This is a genomic window from Draconibacterium sp., from assembly GCF_041583095.1.
GTDB lineage: Bacteria > Bacteroidota > Bacteroidia > Bacteroidales > Prolixibacteraceae > Draconibacterium.
Genome location: NZ_JBFHGM010000018.1, coordinates 19,112 through 36,518, shown reverse-complemented (window position 1 = coordinate 36,518; position 17,407 = coordinate 19,112). Strand labels below are relative to the sequence as shown.

The 17,407-nt window shown below is 41.2% G+C and carries 14 protein-coding genes and 1 pseudogene; 8 read left to right on the top strand and 7 right to left on the bottom strand.

Features of this window, described 5'->3' with window-relative positions; translation table 11 throughout:
* From ABZB17_RS03220 to ABZB17_RS03210, 3 genes and pseudogenes are all read right to left on the bottom strand, one after another.
* Positions 1–185: pseudogene (locus ABZB17_RS03220) on the bottom strand (hypothetical protein); the annotation flags it as partial.
* Positions 186–400: 215 nt separating this feature from the next.
* Entirely contained in the window at positions 401–1,630 is a 1,230-nt protein-coding gene (locus ABZB17_RS03215; RefSeq protein ID WP_372648076.1) for an alpha/beta hydrolase, read from the bottom strand.
* 142 nt (positions 1,631–1,772) lie between these two features.
* Positions 1,773–3,377: a sulfatase gene (locus tag ABZB17_RS03210; RefSeq protein WP_372648075.1), complete on the bottom strand. Its 1,605-nt coding sequence runs from the start codon at positions 3,375–3,377 to the stop codon at positions 1,773–1,775.
* 152 nt (positions 3,378–3,529) lie between these two features.
* Here ABZB17_RS03210 and ABZB17_RS03205 point away from each other — a divergent pair, with 152 nt between their 5' ends.
* A complete protein-coding gene (locus ABZB17_RS03205) occupies positions 3,530–4,738 on the top strand; it encodes an NAD(P)-dependent oxidoreductase (RefSeq protein WP_372648074.1) in 1,209 nt (402 codons plus the stop codon).
* A gap of 223 nt (positions 4,739–4,961) precedes the next feature.
* On the opposite strand, the gene htpG is transcribed toward ABZB17_RS03205, so the two are convergent.
* On the bottom strand, positions 4,962–7,016 hold the full coding sequence (gene htpG / locus ABZB17_RS03200; protein ID WP_372648073.1) for a molecular chaperone HtpG: 2,055 nt from the start codon (positions 7,014–7,016) through the stop codon (positions 4,962–4,964).
* 162 nt (positions 7,017–7,178) lie between these two features.
* Here htpG and ABZB17_RS03195 point away from each other — a divergent pair, with 162 nt between their 5' ends.
* The 3 genes from ABZB17_RS03195 to ABZB17_RS03185 all read left to right on the top strand — a co-directional run bounded on the left by ABZB17_RS03195 (position 7,179) and on the right by ABZB17_RS03185 (position 9,202).
* On the top strand, positions 7,179–7,373 hold the full coding sequence (locus ABZB17_RS03195) for a hypothetical protein (RefSeq protein WP_372648072.1): 195 nt from the start codon (positions 7,179–7,181) through the stop codon (positions 7,371–7,373).
* Positions 7,370–7,630 (top strand): type II toxin-antitoxin system RelE/ParE family toxin, encoded by a 261-nt coding sequence (locus ABZB17_RS03190; RefSeq protein WP_372648071.1) that lies wholly within the window; start codon positions 7,370–7,372, stop codon positions 7,628–7,630. The genes ABZB17_RS03195 and ABZB17_RS03190 overlap by 4 nt, the downstream gene beginning before the upstream one ends.
* Before the next feature lie 96 nt (positions 7,631–7,726).
* A complete protein-coding gene (locus ABZB17_RS03185; protein ID WP_372648070.1) occupies positions 7,727–9,202 on the top strand; it encodes an aminotransferase class V-fold PLP-dependent enzyme in 1,476 nt (491 codons plus the stop codon).
* 10 nt (positions 9,203–9,212) lie between these two features.
* Here the strand turns inward: ABZB17_RS03185 and ABZB17_RS03180 are convergent, their stop codons facing one another.
* Positions 9,213–10,169, bottom strand: a complete 957-nt coding sequence (locus tag ABZB17_RS03180) for a bile acid:sodium symporter family protein (RefSeq protein WP_372648069.1) — start codon at positions 10,167–10,169, stop codon at positions 9,213–9,215.
* Positions 10,170–10,594: 425 nt separating this feature from the next.
* Between ABZB17_RS03180 and ABZB17_RS03175 the strand changes: the two genes are divergently transcribed.
* Entirely contained in the window at positions 10,595–11,344 is a 750-nt protein-coding gene (locus tag ABZB17_RS03175; RefSeq protein ID WP_372648068.1) for a patatin-like phospholipase family protein, read from the top strand.
* A gap of 472 nt (positions 11,345–11,816) precedes the next feature.
* Here the strand turns inward: ABZB17_RS03175 and ABZB17_RS03170 are convergent, their stop codons facing one another.
* Positions 11,817–12,200, bottom strand: a complete 384-nt coding sequence (locus ABZB17_RS03170) for a co-chaperone GroES (RefSeq protein ID WP_372648067.1) — start codon at positions 12,198–12,200, stop codon at positions 11,817–11,819.
* Positions 12,201–12,640: 440 nt separating this feature from the next.
* Between ABZB17_RS03170 and ABZB17_RS03165 the strand changes: the two genes are divergently transcribed.
* Positions 12,641–13,177, top strand: a complete 537-nt coding sequence (locus ABZB17_RS03165) for a hypothetical protein (protein ID WP_372648066.1) — start codon at positions 12,641–12,643, stop codon at positions 13,175–13,177.
* Between the two features lie 184 nt (positions 13,178–13,361).
* On the opposite strand, the gene map is transcribed toward ABZB17_RS03165, so the two are convergent.
* A complete protein-coding gene (gene map, locus ABZB17_RS03160; protein WP_372648065.1) occupies positions 13,362–14,141 on the bottom strand; it encodes a type I methionyl aminopeptidase in 780 nt (259 codons plus the stop codon).
* Between the two features lie 156 nt (positions 14,142–14,297).
* Between map and ABZB17_RS03155 the strand changes: the two genes are divergently transcribed.
* Together ABZB17_RS03155 and ABZB17_RS03150 are read left to right on the top strand one after the other, a co-directional pair.
* Positions 14,298–15,035 (top strand): acyl-[acyl-carrier-protein] thioesterase, encoded by a 738-nt coding sequence (locus ABZB17_RS03155; protein ID WP_372648064.1) that lies wholly within the window; start codon positions 14,298–14,300, stop codon positions 15,033–15,035.
* A 185-nt stretch (positions 15,036–15,220) separates the two neighbouring features.
* Entirely contained in the window at positions 15,221–17,356 is a 2,136-nt protein-coding gene (locus tag ABZB17_RS03150) for a glycoside hydrolase family 97 protein (RefSeq protein WP_372648063.1), read from the top strand.
* Positions 17,357–17,407 lie beyond the last annotated feature (51 nt).

The following is a 17,407-nucleotide window of genomic DNA, read 5'->3' as shown; positions in this document are numbered from 1 at the left end:
TTTATCGGCATCATTGCCTGTGCGTGATACGATGGTTCCCACAGCTTATAGAAGTTCTCGTGACACTCGATACAACTTGCCGATCCGGTAAATTCGTTATTTACCTCTTTTGGTTTTTGCTTACACGAAATTGCCGTTAAAATTACTGCAATAACTACTAATAGTTGAGATTTCCGGAAATTCATAATTAAATATTTAGTATCACTTCGTTGATGGAGCAAGATACAAATTTCAACATGTTGAACACAAAAAAAGCAGCTTATTCATCTTATTAAAATTGCTTGTTATTAAAGGCATAAGATGGAACTCGCATAACTTTAACTATTATCCCAAGGGTGACGTTTTTTATTATGCTCGTTTCATAATGAGAATAAACTGCCTGTGGTATTATTAGCGTTAGTTAGTTTCTCGGATAAAACACCGAATTGAATAAAGTCTCCATTTCGTTGATATAATAAATACCGTATTTTTTAAATGTTGCTTTGGTCCGGTCGTCCGGTTTCCAATCGAAGAAAGCATGTCCGGCACCACCAACCTGTACATACTGCACACGTTGTCCGGCTTCCACCAGTGCATCAACATAACGTTTAACGCCATCGTCGGGTATCAAGCCGTCTTTTGTTCCACGGGTAAGGTAATGCGGAATTTTACGCTCCTCTGCATTCGGGATATTGCTCAATGGTGCAATTGCTTCTTTCCAGGTATCGTCGGCTTTCGGATCTTCGGAATAATGATTCAGTCGGTCGCTGCCAAATACACCGTAACTCGGAGCCGCCGCTTTAATGGCTGCCATCATTTCAGTACGCACCTGGTCAACCGTTTTATTTTTCGGGATATACGACGGCATAAACTCAAACACGCCTTCGGTTCTGCCAAAACCACCATCGCCAATTTTGTTGGGCATGGTTCCGGCCACTGCCGATAAATGACCGCCCGCACTGTCGCCGGTTACAGCAATTCGGGTTGGGTCGCCGCCATAATCTGCTGCGTGTTCCATAATGTGGGCAATGGCGCCAAACACATCACCAATGATGTCGGCCATGGTATTTCCAACCTCGTCGCCATCGCTGTTTCCTGCCCAACGATAATCAATACTAAAAACAACATATTTGCCGTCTTTTGTTAATTCGCGGGCCATTCCGCGCATAATATCTTCGGTATTCCAAATCCAGCCTCCCCCATGAATGATAATAATACAAGGCAGGTTACGGGCACCTTCAGGGGCAAATACATCGTATTTTAATTGTTTAACGCCTGGTTTGGCATACGGAATATTTTGAGCCACCATCAGGTGGTTTACTTCATCTTTTTCGATAAACGAAGCCCCCAGTTTTGTATCCTGGTTGATCACCACCTCGTACGACGATGCCATACATTCGTGATACATATCGCCCCACATTCCTTTTACCGAATAGTAAACCGCATCCAGTGCATAGTTTTTATCGGGTTTGGCCGAAATGGTAAGTACCGTTCCTTCGGCTACTTTCCCATCAGCCGGAATGGCAGGTTCTACCTTGACTTTTCCGTTTTTTACTTCGTCAACTGATACAGAAAATGTTTGTTGTGCTTTCAGGATTCCTGAACACGCGAACATGGTCAGCAAAACAAGAGTAAGCGATTTTTGACTCATTGGTTATTGTTTTAGTTATTAGAATCTCAAAAAGTGCTAACGATTTATAAATTTAGCTGATCAACAGCAACGATCTGTTTTTTTGAGACTGTTTTTGAACATCTATACAGTATAGCGCAGTAGATGATGAAAGTGTTTGTTGCTACCAGTATTTCCAGTATTCAATTCGCGGATTGGCTTTTACCTTTTCCTTGTACTCCTCAATAAATTTCTGGTTCAGCTCATCGTTGTCACCATACTTTTTGCGCAATTCTTCCAGCTGAACATGTAGTTGTGCCTGAACATCCGCATAAGCCGGATCATCGTAAATATTATTCATTTCCATCGGATCTTTCTCCAGATCGTACAATTCCCAATCGTCGATATCGTAGTAGAAGTGAATGAGTTTGTATTTATCGGTGGTAATTCCGTAGTGGCGCATAACCGCATGTTCGGACGGGTGTTCGTAGTAGTGATAATAATGTGCGTCGCGCCAGTCGGCAGGAGTTTCGCCTTTTAAAACCGGCAGCAGACTTTCGCCCTGCATTTCTTCCGGAATTTCGGCACCGGCAACATCAATCAGCGTCTCGGCAAAATCGAGGTTCGAAACTAAATCGTTGTTCACCGATCCGGCTTCAATTACTCCGGGCCAGCTAACCAGCAGTGGCGTATTTAACGATTCTTTGTACATCCAGCGTTTATCAAACCAACCGTGCTCGCCCAGATAAAATCCCTGATCGGACGAATAGATAACGATCGTATTTTTATCTAAACCCGATTCTTTAAGGTAATCGAGCAATTTTCCAACACTTTTATCCACAGCCGAAATACATGCCAGATAATCGCGCATGTAGCGCTGATATTTAAATCGCACCAATTCTTTTCCGGTAGGGTTTTCTTCCCTGAACTTTTCGTAAATGGGCTGATAAACGGCATTCCACTGCTCCAGTTGCTCTTCGGTGTAGCCTGCGCGGGGTTGATCGGTCATTTTCAAATCGCGATCGATAAACATCGTATTCGCAATCGACATGTTATTTTTTGCAGCGGCATCGCGGGTGTCATAGTCATCAAACAATGTCTCCGGCTCCGGAAAAGTGGTGTTCTCGTACATTCCCAGTTCATTTGGTCCGGGCTCCCACGCACGGTGAGGTGCTTTATGCCACATCATAACCATAAAAGGCTGCTCCGATTCTTTCTCACTTTCCAACCAGTTAATTGTTTTATCGGTAATAATTTCGGTGGTGTACCCTTCCATTTTGTACTCGCCCTCCTGGTTTATAAACGTTGGATTGTAATAACGCCCCTGACCCGGAAGAATATCGAAATAGTCGAAACCGGTTGGCGTACCGCCGAGGTGCATTTTGCCAATTACCGCCGTTTTATAGCCGGCCTTTTGCAGCACTTTAGCGTACGAATTCTGACTAAAATCAAAATGCGAGCCTCCGGTGTTATCAATAAAACCATTTAAATGACTGTATTTTCCACTCAGAATGGTTGCCCGCGACGGACCGCAAATGGAGTTGGTAACCATACACTGGTTAAAACGCATTCCGCCCTCGGCCAGCCGGTCGATATTTGGAGTTGGCGCCAGTTTGGCCAACGGACCACCATAAGCACTAATAGCCTGAAAAGCGTGATCGTCGCTCATGATGAAGACAATGTTTGGTCGCTGTTTGCTTTCTTCTTTCTGCTGATTGGCACAACCAAAACCTGTGAAAGCAACTAAAACAAGGATTAAAATTCGTTGTGAAATAATTTTGATAGTCATGTTTTGCTATTTAGTTAGTTTAGTTGATTTGCAGCTAAAAATAGTGATTCTGTTTTGATCGCCAATTCAACTGCCACTTCTTTTCGGGCATTGTTCGCGTGTTTTGTATCCGAATATTTAAATTTTCGTACATTCGGAAAAATTTCAAATCCATGATAATAGGTATTCTGAGAGAAGGGAAAACACCTCCCGATAAGCGTGTTCCGTTAACCCCGCAACAATGTGTGGAAGTGCAACAAACATTTCCGCATGTTTCACTTGTTGTTCAACCCAGCCCCATACGAAGTTATAAAGACGAAGAGTACAGTGCTTTGGGGATTCCATTACAGGAAGATCTTTCGGATTGCGATGTTTTACTGGGTGTAAAAGAAGTTCGTATCGAGGATTTTCTGCCCGGAAAAACGTACCTGTTTTTCTCGCACACGATAAAAAAACAAGCGTATAACCGTAAGTTGTTACAAACCGTTTTAGAAAAAAATATTCAGCTGGTTGATTACGAAGTGTTGACTGACATAGAAGGATTCCGCATCATCGGGTTTGGTCGTTTTGCCGGCCTGGTTGGCGCTTACAACGGCTTCCGTGCTTTTGGCTTGAAATACGATTTGTTTGACCTGAAACCGGCGCACGAATGCGAAGACCTCGAGGAAATGTTGCAACACCTCGACGAGGTAAATCTGCCACCAATAAAAATAGCACTTACAGGCGACGGACGTGTGGCACAGGGTGTTTTGGAGATTCTGAACCACATGAATATTATGCGGGTTTCGCCCGAGGCTTATTTAAATGATGAGGAGCCGGAACAAGCCATTTATGTGCAGTTGCTGCCAAGAAATTATGCAAAACGTATTGATGGAGAACCGTTTGACCTGATGCATTTTTTCAATAACCCGACCCTATACGAGAATAGCTTTCACCCGTTTGCAGAAGCCACCGATATGTTGATCGCATCGGCTTACTGGGATCCAAAATCACCGGTGCTTTTTACTGCTGAAGAGATGAAAGAAGATAAATTCCGCATTGGAGTGATCTCGGATATTACCTGCGATATTGAAGGTTCCATTCCGTCTACAAAACGTGCCGCAACAATTGCCGACCCGTTTTACGATTATAATCTGCAAACCGGAGAATTGGAAGAGGCTTTCTCGAATCCGAACAACGTGTCGGTTCAGGCGGTGGATAACCTGCCTTGCGAGCTGCCGAAAGACGCATCGCTTGATTTCGGGCGTAACCTCATCGAAAAAGTATTCCCAAGTTTATTTGGCGAAGATACCGACGGAATTATCCAACGCGCTTCTATTACAAAAGATGGTGCGTTAACCGAGAAATTTTCCTATCTGCAGGATTTTGCTGACGGGGAATAATTTCTCGCAGATTGTGCGGATTGCGCGGAAAAAGAAATAAGAAAACCGAAAAGCCCCGGTCCGTATTCGTAAAGAATATACAGACCGGGGCTTTAAGTTTATATCTGCGGCTATCTGCGTAATCTGCGAGCAACAAAAAAACAAACGCCAATCCGTCAATTGACGGACCGACGTTTTACTCACTCTCCCTTCACCTATCCGTCAGTTTGACGGACTTCTCACACTACTTAATCAGTTCAACACTGCGCTTCACAAATTGATCAAGATCGGCACCTTTTAACAGGCCGTTGGCCAACAGCGCCAAATCAACCATTTGTTTTGCCAGTTTATTCTTTTTACCAAATCCGGCCAGCTCCTCGCGTTTTGCTTCCTCAAGTTTTGCCAGTTCCGAATTTAGTGTTTGCAGCTTTTCTTTATCTGCTGCCGGAATTTCCTCATCTTTCTTACCTTCTTTTGCTTTCTCCATAGCAGCAATTTCCTCTTTCTGAGCAGAAATCTTTCCTGTCATTTCTTCCAGTTTGCTACCCAGTTTTTTGTCTTTTGCATCCAACACTTTTTTCACCAATGGGTGAGCCGTGTTTACTACCAGGTTCAACGAATCGGGCAAATCGCCATACATGCTCATTCCTCCCTGCGCGGCGCTCATATCTTTCATCCGGCGCATAAACTCGTTACGGGTAATTACCATCGGCGAACCGTTTTCACCCAAATCCTGGAAATCAACAATGTAAGTATGAGTGTTCGACTGCGGGCAAACTGCCTGAAACACCGGCGACAATTCTTGTTTTTGCTCCCAGGTCCACTCTTCTTTTGCGGCATCTTCCTTTCTAATCAGGTTTTCAACCACATCAGAGTCAACACGTACAAAACGTTTGTCGGTGTATTTCTGCTCAAATTTGTTAATCAGGTGAGGCGCCAACACATCATCCAAAATCAGCACATCGTAACCTTTGTTTTTCGCCGCTTCAACAAAAGTGAATTGCTCCTCAACGTTAGTTGTGTACAGGTAAATCGTATTATTATCCTTATCAGTCTGGTTTTCTTTTACCAGTTTTTCGTACTCTTCCCAGGTAAAATATTTGCTTTCGGTATTTTTCAGCAGGAAGAAATTCATTGCACGATCGTTGAATTTCTCTTCGGTCAACATTCCGTACTCGATGAAGATCTTCAGATCGTCCCACTTGCTTTCAAAATCTTCGCGGTTGTCTTTATAGATCTGGTGCAAACGATCGGCCACTTTTTTATTGATGTGGCTGCTGATCTTTTTCACATTCGAATCGCTCTGCAGGTACGAGCGCGATACGTTCAACGGAATATCCGGAGAGTCGATCACACCGTGCAGCAATGTCAAAAATTCAGGAACGATTCCCTCAACCGAATCGGTAACAAAAACCTGGTTGCAGTATAGCTGGATCTTGTTTTTCTGAACCTCGAAATTGTTTTTGATTTTTGGGAAATACAAAATACCGGTCAGGTTGAACGGGTAATCTACATTCAGGTGAATATTGAATAAGGGCTCGTCGCCCATTGGGTACAATTTCCTGTAGAAGTTTTTGTAATCCTCGTCTTTTAAATCAGCCGGCATTTTTGTCCAGGCCGGAGCAACATCATTAATCTGATTGTCTTCGTCAGTGTCAACCTGTTTACCATCTTTCCAGTCTTTTTTCTTTCCGTAAACTACCGGAACAGGAAGGAATTTACAGTACTTATTCAGTATCTCCGAAATTTTTGCATCATCAAGAAAACCTTTTTCCTCTTCGCTGATGTGCATTACAATGTCGGTTCCTACGTCTTCTTTTTCTATTTCTTCCAGTTCGTATTCAGGACTTCCGTTGCAGCTCCATTTTACCGCCTGTGATCCATCTTTATACGATTTTGTAATTACATCCACTTTCTCCGACACCATAAACGAACTGTAAAAACCCAATCCGAAATGGCCGATAATTGCATTGGCGTCGTCTTTGTATTTATCAAGGAATTCGTTGGCTCCCGAAAAAGCAATCTGGTTGATGTACTTCTCCACCTCTTCGGCAGTCATCCCAATACCATTATCCGAAACAGTAATTGTTTTGGCTTCGGTATCCAGTTTTACAACTACTTTAGCCTCACTTACATCGCCTTTGTATTCACCTTTTCCGGCAAGTGTTTTTAGTTTTTGTGTTGCATCAACGGCGTTTGATACAATCTCACGCAAAAAAATGTCGTGATCAGAATAGAGAAACTTTTTAATAATTGGGAAAAGATTCTCGCTGGTTACTCCAATTTTTCCTGTTTGCATTTTTCTATATTTTAAATTTTACTATCAATTTTTACGTCCGCCAAGAGTCAAACGCTGTGCCATTCGTTTTTTGTGACGATTTGACAGAAAACACATTCTAATGAGTGTTATTAAGGCATACTTGCACTTTTAATTCTCACCTTTTTGTCCTAATTTTGAATTATGGAACTGGTATTAAAATTAAATCGAAAGCAGCTTAAAGTTTTCACCGATCTTGCCGACAAACTCAACATTAAACATTTTGTTGTTGATGATGAAAAAGAAGATGCGGCAATTTATAATGCCATGCAAGATGGCGACCAGCGTGTTGCTGAAGAGCCGGAAACCGATGCATTTAACAAATGGGTGGATGAATGAAAATCCAATACTCCAAACAGTTTATAAAAGATTCAAAAAAATATCCTCAGTATAAAGCACTTCTCAAAGAGTCGATTAACAGTTTTCAGAACGCATCATCACTTTCCGATATCCCAAATATCAAAAAATTACATTCCCCGAATGACGATTACCGGTTAAGAATAGGAAATTTTCGGATTGGATTTTCAAAAATCGGCGATACCATTATTCTTAAACGTTTTCTCCACAGAAAAGACATTTATAAATATTTTCCTTAGAATAGTAAAATCAAAAAAGTAGCATGGTTATGATTTTTTCCCTACATTTTGTCACTCGAAGTAGCTTATTTTGTGTCTTTCAATAAAAAGTGATTTATGGCAAGTTTGGAAAAATATTTTAACCAATTCAGGAAAAATATTGTTGGGATCGATCAGGAGTTTGAAACGCCGTATGGCATAATGAAAATAAATTATGGTGACTGGATTGCCAGTGGCCGTTTGTACCGCCCTATTGAGTGTATGATTACCGACGAAATTGGCCCCTATGTGGGCAACACCCACACCGAAACCAGCGAAACCGGAATACGCATGACGCATGCTTACCATAAATCGCATCAGCTGATAAAACAACATGTAAATGCCGGGCCAAATGATATTATTATAACTGCCGGTTTCGGGATGACTGCTGTAATCAACAAATTCCAGCGGATTCTAGGATTAAAATACTGCGGCAAAGTTGGAGGCAAAACCTGTATCGCCGAGCGCGAAAAGCCGGTGGTTTTTCTTACGCACATGGAACACCATTCCAACCAAACATCGTGGTACGAAACCAGTGCCGACGTGGTAGTTGTTGAACCCGGCGAAGGATTACTGGTTGACACCGACAACCTGCGTAAAGCCCTGGAAAAATATAAAGACCGCAAGTTTAAAATTGGTTCGTTTACGGCTTGCTCGAATGTAACCGGAGTACGCACACCTTACCACGAAATGGCGAAAATCATGCATGAATACGGCGGTGTTTGTTTTATCGATTTTGCGGCCTCGGCACCTTACGACGAAATAAATATGCACCCCGAAGACCCGATGGAAAAACTGGATGCCGTTATGTTTTCGCCTCATAAATTTCTGGGAGGTCCCGGCTCATCAGGCGTAATTGTTTTTGATGTCAGCATGTACAAAAATACCGTTCCTGATAATCCGGGTGGCGGTACTGTTGACTGGACAAATCCGTGGGGAAAATACAAATATGTTGATGATATTGAAGCCCGCGAAGACGGTGGAACTCCCGGCTTTCTGCAATCGATACGCACAGCACTTTGTTTTGATTTGAAAGACCAGATGGGGATTGAAAATATCCGCAAACGCGAAGAAGAACTACTTGAACGTGCCTTTAAAGGACTCGATTCCATAAAAGGATTAAATATTCTGGCCGACAACGTACGCGACCGGCTGGGTGTAATTTCCTTTTACGTTGAAGGAATTCATTACAACCTGTTGGTGCGTTTGCTGAACGATAAATACGGTATTCAAACCCGCGGAGGTTGTGCCTGCGCCGGAACATACGGACACTTTTTGTTGGAGGTTTCGCTGGAGCAGTCGGAGGAAATTACCGATAAAATCAACCATGGCGACCTGTCGGATAAACCGGGATGGGTGCGCTGGTCGCTTCACCCGACGATGACCGACGAGGAAGTTGATACTATGATCGAAGCATTAAATGATATTATTTCGAACATTAAAGAATACGAAAAAGATTATAACTACGTCAACCGCACCAACTCGTTCTGGCACAAAGATGAAAAAGACGATCAGGAATTGTTGAACAAGTGGTTTACGCTTGAACACAAATAATCGATCCTCCTCATTTTCTCTTTCCTAATTTAGAAGCCACAAAACTGATTATAAGTATTTGTATGGGGTGGAAAATCATAATTGGCAGTAACATTATTCCGGTAGCTGCCGATTGCTGAAACAATATTTTGGCGAAAACAGTTCCGTGTACCAACGACTTTTTTGTTCCGCAAAATTGTGTGGTTATCTGATCTTCAATATTAAATCGCAGCAGCTGCGAAACTTTAAGCGTTAGGAAATAAATCGCATAAAAAAGGATGATAACAGCCGTTACTATCAGAAAAAGGTCGACTGCGTCAACAGCGCTAAACACCTTGTTCTCGAATGAATGTGAAAAGCTTTTGAAAATGATCAGCAGGATCACCGATTTATCAAACAAAGTTAGATAGCGACTATTCTTTCGAGCCAGATCGCCCCAAAAACGCTGCAGAAAAACACCGACAATAACAGGCAGTAGAATTTCGGTAAGCAGTTTGAAATAAATTTCGCCAAGGTTAAAATCAATAGTGGTTTGGGTTAAAAATAGTCCCATCCAAAGTGGCGTAATAACAATCCCGATCAGTCCTGAAATACTGGCATTAAAAATGGCCGCCGGAATATTTCCTTTTGCAATTGAAACCATCACCACCGACGATGAAACGGTGGACGGCAGCGCAGCCAAAAACAAAAATGCCAGCCAGATGGTTTGTCCGTTTTCGGTTTTTATAAACGGATGAAAAGCAAGAATAATTAAGGGAAAAACAAAAAAGGTAGTTACCTGAACCACGATATGCAGCTTCCAGTTTTTTAGCCCTGTTTTTATATCGCGCGGACTGAGTTTCAATCCATAAAAAAAGAATATCAGCGAAATACCGATACTTGCAATTAAATCAAGCGGCACACTACTTTCCGGGCTTCCAATTCCGGGAAAAAACCAGGCCAGAATAATTACACCGATAATGGCTAAAACGAATTTATCTATCTTCATTATATAATAATAGTAAAATTACAGCGTCAAAACATGCGCTGCTACGTCAGTAAAAATACCCTCGAAAAATTTTTTTTCCAAAATAAATAGCTCTCGACAGATTTGAAATCTCATTTAAGTAACAACCTGAGTTCGTCTTTAAAACAATTCACAGTTTTAGCTATTTTTAGACTCAAACTTTCTCCGGTTTTTGCAGTACTATTGGGATAATACAAGAAAATTGGAGGAAGTTTATGGCAAAAAGAGCAAAATCTGAAAGAAAAGTCCTTCTCACTTCATCTTCGCATTTTAAATTCTTTGAAATAACCCGCTATTACTACAGAATTTAAAATACAAATCTAAAGCAATTATGACTCTCTGTGAAAATAGTTTAAAATTGAACTCAGGTTGAAACCATTTCAATTGATTTTCTACCTTTGAAAGGTATGACAAAGAAATATGAAAACGGTCTGGTTTTAAGTGGTGGCGGAACGCGTGGTTTTGCCCATCTTGGCGTTATTGCGGCGCTTCAGAAACTGGGTATTCAGCCAGATGTAATTTCAGGAGTTAGCGCCGGTGCAATTGTTGGTGCTTTTATAGCCGCCGGAAAATCGCCCGAAGAAGTTCGGGATAATTTTAAACGTGGTTGGTTTTTTCAATATACAAAAATTCATTTCCCGGTTGACGGCTTGCTTAAGCTGGATGGCTTAAAGGAAATTCTGGAAAAGGAAATAGCCGTAAAAAACATCGAAGACCTTAAAATACCGTTTTATGTATGTGTTTCGAACCTGAATAAAGGGACTGTTGAATACCGAAACACCGGCAGCCTTGGAGACACGGTGCTGGCCTCGGCATCTATTCCGGTTATTTTTGCACCGGTTGAGCTGGGCCGGTATTTATATGTTGATGGTGGTTTAATGGATAACATCCCCGTTGCACCAATCCGAAAAGAATGCCAACGTATAATTGCGTCAAACATCAGCCCCATCAACCCGAAAGCCAAAATGAAAAACCTCATACAAATTGCCACACGAACGGTTTATATGAGCGTGAATCAAAAACTAGAAGAAATAAAGAAACAGGTTGACGTTTATATTGAACCCAAAGGAATTGACGAATACGATGTGTTTCAGCGAAAACACGCCGATGAGTTATTCGACCTGGGCTACAAAAAAACGCTGGAAGTTCTGATATAAAACATTTACGATTCCCGGGTATCACCAACAGGAATGAAAGTAAAGTCTGTTAACAGCATTTCATATAAATGGCCGGATTACAAGGCGCACACAACAATTGTGCGTTGAACAGCTTACTGATTGCGCCTTCAATTTACCGCACGCCAACCCCGGGTTTCACCCGAGGTTAGTCAGATTTTATCCCTTCGGGATATTGAACTGAATTACAAAGTTAAGACGAGTTTATTGAGCTGCAATGTCGCAATTGCACGTTTTTATGACGCTGGAAGCGTCGAATGTGAATAACCCGGTGCGTAGCGCCGGGATGAAATGACCAAAGGGAAATCGTCCGGCGAAGAAAGCAGATCGAAGCCAGATGGTTCTCCCGAACGAAACTCAAACGGCAATACACATAAAAAGATGGGGACTTTCAGAAAAAAAAGCCGTCTCAGATATTTCTGAAACGGCTCAGCTATTATTCCTTTATACTTTGTTACTCAAATAAATTCTCATCCCTGATGATCATCAAAATTGCCGAATGTGGCAAAATAATGTACTTCTCATTGTTAAACTCAATTTCGTGTCCGCTCTTATTTAAATAAATGGCCAGGTCGCCAATGTGTGTTTGCAGCGGAACATATTTTACCTCTTCCTTTTTTTCTTTCCACGCTTCGTCTTCATCGCTCACTGCCGGAATCGGGTAACCCGGTCCAACTTTTACGATATACCCGCTTTGCACTTTTTCGTTCTCCTGAACCGATGGCGGCAAATACAAGCCCGACTTGGTTTTTCCCGATGGATTTTTTGGTTTAACCAAAACACGGTCGCCTACCATTATAAATTTTTCCAGATCTTTTTCTTCAATTACTAACGACATAAACAATCATTTTTTATGTTGACAAAGATACAAGTTTTCGATGTTGCAGTAAAAAAAGTTAATCGATGAAAAAATTTTTTCCAAAGAAATCAAAGTGTACGCTCAAATAAACACCCTTCTTTATTCGTACTATTTAACTTATTGTTCGATTTTTCAAAACAACATAAACAATCCTAACTTACTATATTTCTGTTATTTAAAACTTTCTCATTCAATATTTTATAAAAAATATACTACTTTGTTTTGCATAGTACCATTTTTTGTACTTATATTTGCAATACAAAGTTCAGGTTTTAAACCAGTACATTTTTAAAAAAAGTTCTAAATTTTTGTAACGAATTAAATTTTTGGTCGTCTTAATATCGAAAACAAGAAAACAAGAAACAAAAAAGTCGAAGCAACAAAACAAGAAAACAAAAACGAAAGCAGGAGGAAAAGTCATGAAAACAAGAAACAATGTTCAGAAAGCAATCACAAAATCACTGGCGGTTATTATTAGTTTGGTTTTGATCAGCATTACAGTAAATGCACAGGATTTTTGGAGAACCGTAATGGAAAACAACAGCTTCAGCCAAATAGCCATGGCAATGACAGATAACACTGAAGCTAGCTCAGCATCAGCAGATGCATCATCAACAACAGATATGAGTGCCTATGCAAAGTATGCAGCAGTTGAAGCAGAAGAAGCATTGGATGTAGAAAACTGGATGATTGCAGAAAACAACTTCTTTACAACTGTAAATGTAGAAACAGAAGTTGAGGAAGCACTAGAAGTTGAAAACTGGATGACCAATGAAAGCTTATTTGATGGAATGGCATCATATTTCGAAGTAGAAAGCGAAGAAGCTCTTGAAGTGGAAGACTGGATGCAAAACACCGATTACTTCGGAGTTCAAACAGTAGACATTGAAGAAGAAACAGAAGGCGCTTTGGAACTGGAAGCCTGGATGACAGACACAAAAACCTGGAACATCTAATTACGAATAACTCATTTGAATGAAAAAACCGCTACTCTTTAATTAGAGCAGCGGTTTTTTATTTCTACAAGTTATGGTGTCATTTCGAACGCAGTGAGAAATCTTTAGCTTTTATGTGTTACAGATTTCTCCTCCCCCGAAGTTTCGGCGCTCGTCGAAATGACAATGTTTTATACTTATAAATCTAAGTTATCGGATAATCATTGTGAATATCTGTCAAAACTTCGCAGCCGGTTGGTGTTACCAAAATGGTGTGCTCGAATTGTGCCGACAATTTGTTATCGATTGTCCGCGCTGTCCAGCCATCGTTTTTGTCAATTACCGCTTTTGGTTTTCCCTGGTTTATCATAGGCTCGATGGTAAATATCATTCCGGGTTTCATTTCCGGTCCAGTATTTCTTCGTGAGGCATGATCTACCTGCGGTTCTTCATGAAAATCAACACCAACACCATGTCCGCAAAACTCGTATACTACGCTGTAGCCTTGCGCTTTTGCATAACGCTGAATTACAAATCCTATATTCCCAAAACGGTTGCCCGGTTTTACCTGCTCAATTCCAAGATCGAGACAGTGACCGGTTATGTCAATCAAATCTTCAGCTTCCTTACTAACATCTCCAACCGTAAACATGCGCGATGTGTCGCCATAGTAGCCATTTAAAATGGTGGTGACATCTATATTCAAAATATCTCCTTCTTTTAAAACGGTTTGTTTTGAAGGAATACCATGGCAAATCACGTTATTTAACGAAATACAACTCGATTTAGGATAACCATTATATCCCTTGGTTGCAGGAATTGCACCATGGGAACGAATAAATTCCTCCACTTTATCGTCGATATATTCTGTATTAACTCCTTCTTTTACAAACTGCTCAGCGAAATCAAGAGCTTTTGCCGCCAGTTTTGCACTTTGCCTGATGCCCTCGATCTGCTCCGGAGTTTTTATTATAATTTTTCCCATAAATCGTTATATTTTGCCGCAAAATTGAACATTTGTTGTTGATTTTCAAAAACCGAACAATAAATTTGCGAAAAAGTTTACAAAAAGAACCAAGTCGGAAGCACGAACAGAAAGACGACTTGCAATTTCACACTTCAGACGTCTAATCATTTTAGCATGAAACACAAACAGGAATTAACTACAAAATCATATTTCGTCAGCCGTTTTGGTCAACTTTCTACTTCATTCCTTTTTTGGCAAATTCAGGACATTGCCTGGGAACATGCTGAAAAATTAGGTTTCGGATTTGACAATCTTCAAAAGGATAAACAGTTTTGGGTGTTATCCCGATTGCTGGTTAAAATAAAACGTCGCCCCGAATGGGGAGAAAAATTTACGGTGGAAACCTGGCCTGCCGGAATTGATGGTCTGCTGGCACTTCGCGATATTCATTTTATCGATGCCAACGGCGAGAGTATAATTAAAGCTACCACCAGCTGGCTGGTTCTTAATCAGGAAACCAAACGTATTGTAAAACTGGAACTCGGCTCCATTCCGATACAAGACGAACGGGTTTTGGAAATGAATGCAGGAAAAGTTAAGCCGGTTAAATCCAACGATGAAGTGGTTTTTACACCGGTGCTGTTCAACGAGATCGACGTTAACCAGCATTTTAACAGCGGACGTTACCTTGAACGTATTATCGACAGTTATGATTTTGATTTCCACAATCAGAATGAACTCATCGAATTTGAAGTGAATTTTGTTAAAGAAGGCATACAAAACGACAGCCTGGGAATTAAGAAACAAATACTGGATAAAAATAATCATATTTGTAGTGTTGTCCGCGAAAACGATGAAGCCGATCTGATTCGCGCCCGACTGGTCTGGAGCCCGCGGAATCAGGCCTTCTGAAAAAACAGTTCATTTATATAATCACAGTCTCTTTTTCTTTTAGGAATAAGTAAGACGAAATGATCAAAAAAAAAATCAGGCAATTTCAAACGTTTGCATTGATTTTGAGAAGTTTATTTTGAATTATTTATACTAACAAAAGCCAATAATTAAAGATTTATTAAGGCTGCAATACTTAAAAGAAAATGAAGAGATTACTTTTGATTTTTGTGCTTGCCGTTGGCACATTCTTTAGCCAGGCTGAAGAAATTACTTCACCAAACGGAAAAATAAAACTTACCTTCGATTTATCGGATGGAACGCCGGTTTATCAACTTCAACTGGACGACAAAACCATTATCAAATCGAGTAAACTCGGACTTGAGTTAAAAGATGCCGAACCGCTGTTAAGCGGATTTACACTTGCCGACAGTCAAACCTCTACTTTCGACGAAACATGGACACCGGTTTGGGGCGAACAAAGCAAAATTCGTAACCATTACAACGAACTGGCAGTAACTTTAAACCAGTCGGCTACCAACAGAAAAATGATCATTCGTTTCCGCGTTTTTAACGACGGACTGGGTTTTCGTTATGAATTTCCGGAACAAGACAACCTGATTTATTTTGTGGTAAAAGACGAGCGTACAGAATTTGCCATGGACGGTGATCACACTGCTTTCTGGATTCCGGGCGATTACGACACCCAGGAATACGATTACACCAAATCGAAATTGTCGGGAATTCGCGGTTTGATGGATAAAGCAATCACGCCAAATACATCGCAAACGCCAATCTCGGCAACAGCTGTACAAACGGCTTTAATGATGAAAACCAACGATGGTTATTACATCAACCTCCACGAAGCAGCATTAAAAGATTATTCGTGTATGCACCTTGAACTTGACGATACAAACATGATTTTCAAATCGGTTTTAACTCCCGATGCACAAGGAAACATGGCCTACATGCAAGCACCTTGCACAACTCCGTGGCGCACGATAATTGCCGGTAAAAAGGCGGGCGACATTCTGCTTTCAAACATCACGCTTAATTTAAACGAACCTTGTGCTTACGAAAACACCGACTGGATTAAACCGGTGAAATATATTGGCGTGTGGTGGGAAATGATCACCGGAAAAAGCTCGTGGGCTTATACCAACCTGCCAAGTGTAAAACTGGGCGAAACCGATTATTCAAAAACAACTCCAAACGGAATTCATGCTGCCAATACCGAAGAGGTAAAAAAATACATTGATTTTGCAGCAGAAAATGGTTTTGATGCTGTTTTGGTGGAAGGCTGGAACGAAGGCTGGGAAGACTGGTTCAACAAATCGAAAGACTATGTTTTTGACTTTGTAACGCCCTACCCTGATTTTGATGTTGCCGAACTGCGCGACTATGCCAAAAGCAAAAATGTACACTTGATGATGCACCACGAAACATCGGGATCCGTGCGCAACTACGAGCGTCATTTGGATACGGCTTACCAGTTTATGGCCGATAACAACTACAACTCGGTAAAAAGTGGTTATGTGGGCAACATTATTCCACGTGGTGAATACCATTACGGACAAAGGATGGTAAACCACTACTTGTATGCTATAAAAAAAGCAGCTGACTACAAAATAATGGTGAATGCTCACGAAGCGGTTCGTCCAACCGGATTATGCAGAACTTATCCGAACCTGATCGGCAACGAATCGGCTCGCGGAACCGAGTACGAAGCTTTTGGCGGAAACAATGTCGATCATACCACTATCCTTCCGTTTACCCGATTAATTGGCGGGCCAATGGATTATACACCGGGTATTTTCGAAACGCATGTTAGCGCTTACAATCCTGACAATAATTCGCAGGTTCGTACAACCATTGCGCGCCAGCTGGCATTGTATGTAACCATGTACAGTCCGCTGCAAATGGCTGCCGATTTGCCAACGACTTATGAGAAATACATGGATGCTTTCCAATTCATAAAAGATGTAGCACTTGATTGGGACAAATCGTTGGTATTGGAGGCAGAACCGGGAGATTATATTACTTACGCCCGGAAAGAAAAAGGCAGCGATACCTGGTTTATCGGTCGTACAAACGACGAAGAAGTGCGCACTTCAGAAATCAGTTTTGATTTCCTGAATCCGGATCAGAAGTACATTGCAACGGTTTATGCCGATGCCAAAGATGCCGACTGGAAAACCAATCCACAAGCTTACGAGATCAAAAAATATGTGGTCACAAGTCAATCGGAATTAAAACAACAATGTGCTCCCGGCGGTGGTTATGCAATCAGTATTATTCCGGTTTCTGACAAGTCGGAATTAAAAGGATTGAAGAAGTTATGAGCTAAATAAAGTAGGTACATCTATTTGAGCGAGATACTTAAAACAAAAGCC

Bases quoted from the DNA above. Each gene is read 5' to 3' on its own strand.
- ABZB17_RS03215 (WP_372648076.1), bottom strand. From the start codon at position 1,630: ATGAGTCAAAAATCGCTTACTCTTGTTTTGCTGACCATGTTCGCGTGT.
- ABZB17_RS03210 (WP_372648075.1), bottom strand. From the start codon at position 3,377: ATGACTATCAAAATTATTTCACAACGAATTTTAATCCTTGTTTTAGTT.
- ABZB17_RS03205 (WP_372648074.1), top strand. From the start codon at position 3,530: ATGATAATAGGTATTCTGAGAGAAGGGAAAACACCTCCCGATAAGCGT.
- htpG (WP_372648073.1), bottom strand. From the start codon at position 7,016: ATGCAAACAGGAAAAATTGGAGTAACCAGCGAGAATCTTTTCCCAATT.
- ABZB17_RS03195 (WP_372648072.1), top strand. From the start codon at position 7,179: ATGGAACTGGTATTAAAATTAAATCGAAAGCAGCTTAAAGTTTTCACC.
- ABZB17_RS03190 (WP_372648071.1), top strand. From the start codon at position 7,370: ATGAAAATCCAATACTCCAAACAGTTTATAAAAGATTCAAAAAAATAT.
- ABZB17_RS03185 (WP_372648070.1), top strand. From the start codon at position 7,727: ATGGCAAGTTTGGAAAAATATTTTAACCAATTCAGGAAAAATATTGTT.
- ABZB17_RS03180 (WP_372648069.1), bottom strand. From the start codon at position 10,169: ATGAAGATAGATAAATTCGTTTTAGCCATTATCGGTGTAATTATTCTG.
- ABZB17_RS03175 (WP_372648068.1), top strand. From the start codon at position 10,595: ATGACAAAGAAATATGAAAACGGTCTGGTTTTAAGTGGTGGCGGAACG.
- ABZB17_RS03170 (WP_372648067.1), bottom strand. From the start codon at position 12,200: ATGTCGTTAGTAATTGAAGAAAAAGATCTGGAAAAATTTATAATGGTA.
- ABZB17_RS03165 (WP_372648066.1), top strand. From the start codon at position 12,641: ATGAAAACAAGAAACAATGTTCAGAAAGCAATCACAAAATCACTGGCG.
- map (WP_372648065.1), bottom strand. From the start codon at position 14,141: ATGGGAAAAATTATAATAAAAACTCCGGAGCAGATCGAGGGCATCAGG.
- ABZB17_RS03155 (WP_372648064.1), top strand. From the start codon at position 14,298: ATGAAACACAAACAGGAATTAACTACAAAATCATATTTCGTCAGCCGT.
- ABZB17_RS03150 (WP_372648063.1), top strand. From the start codon at position 15,221: ATGAAGAGATTACTTTTGATTTTTGTGCTTGCCGTTGGCACATTCTTT.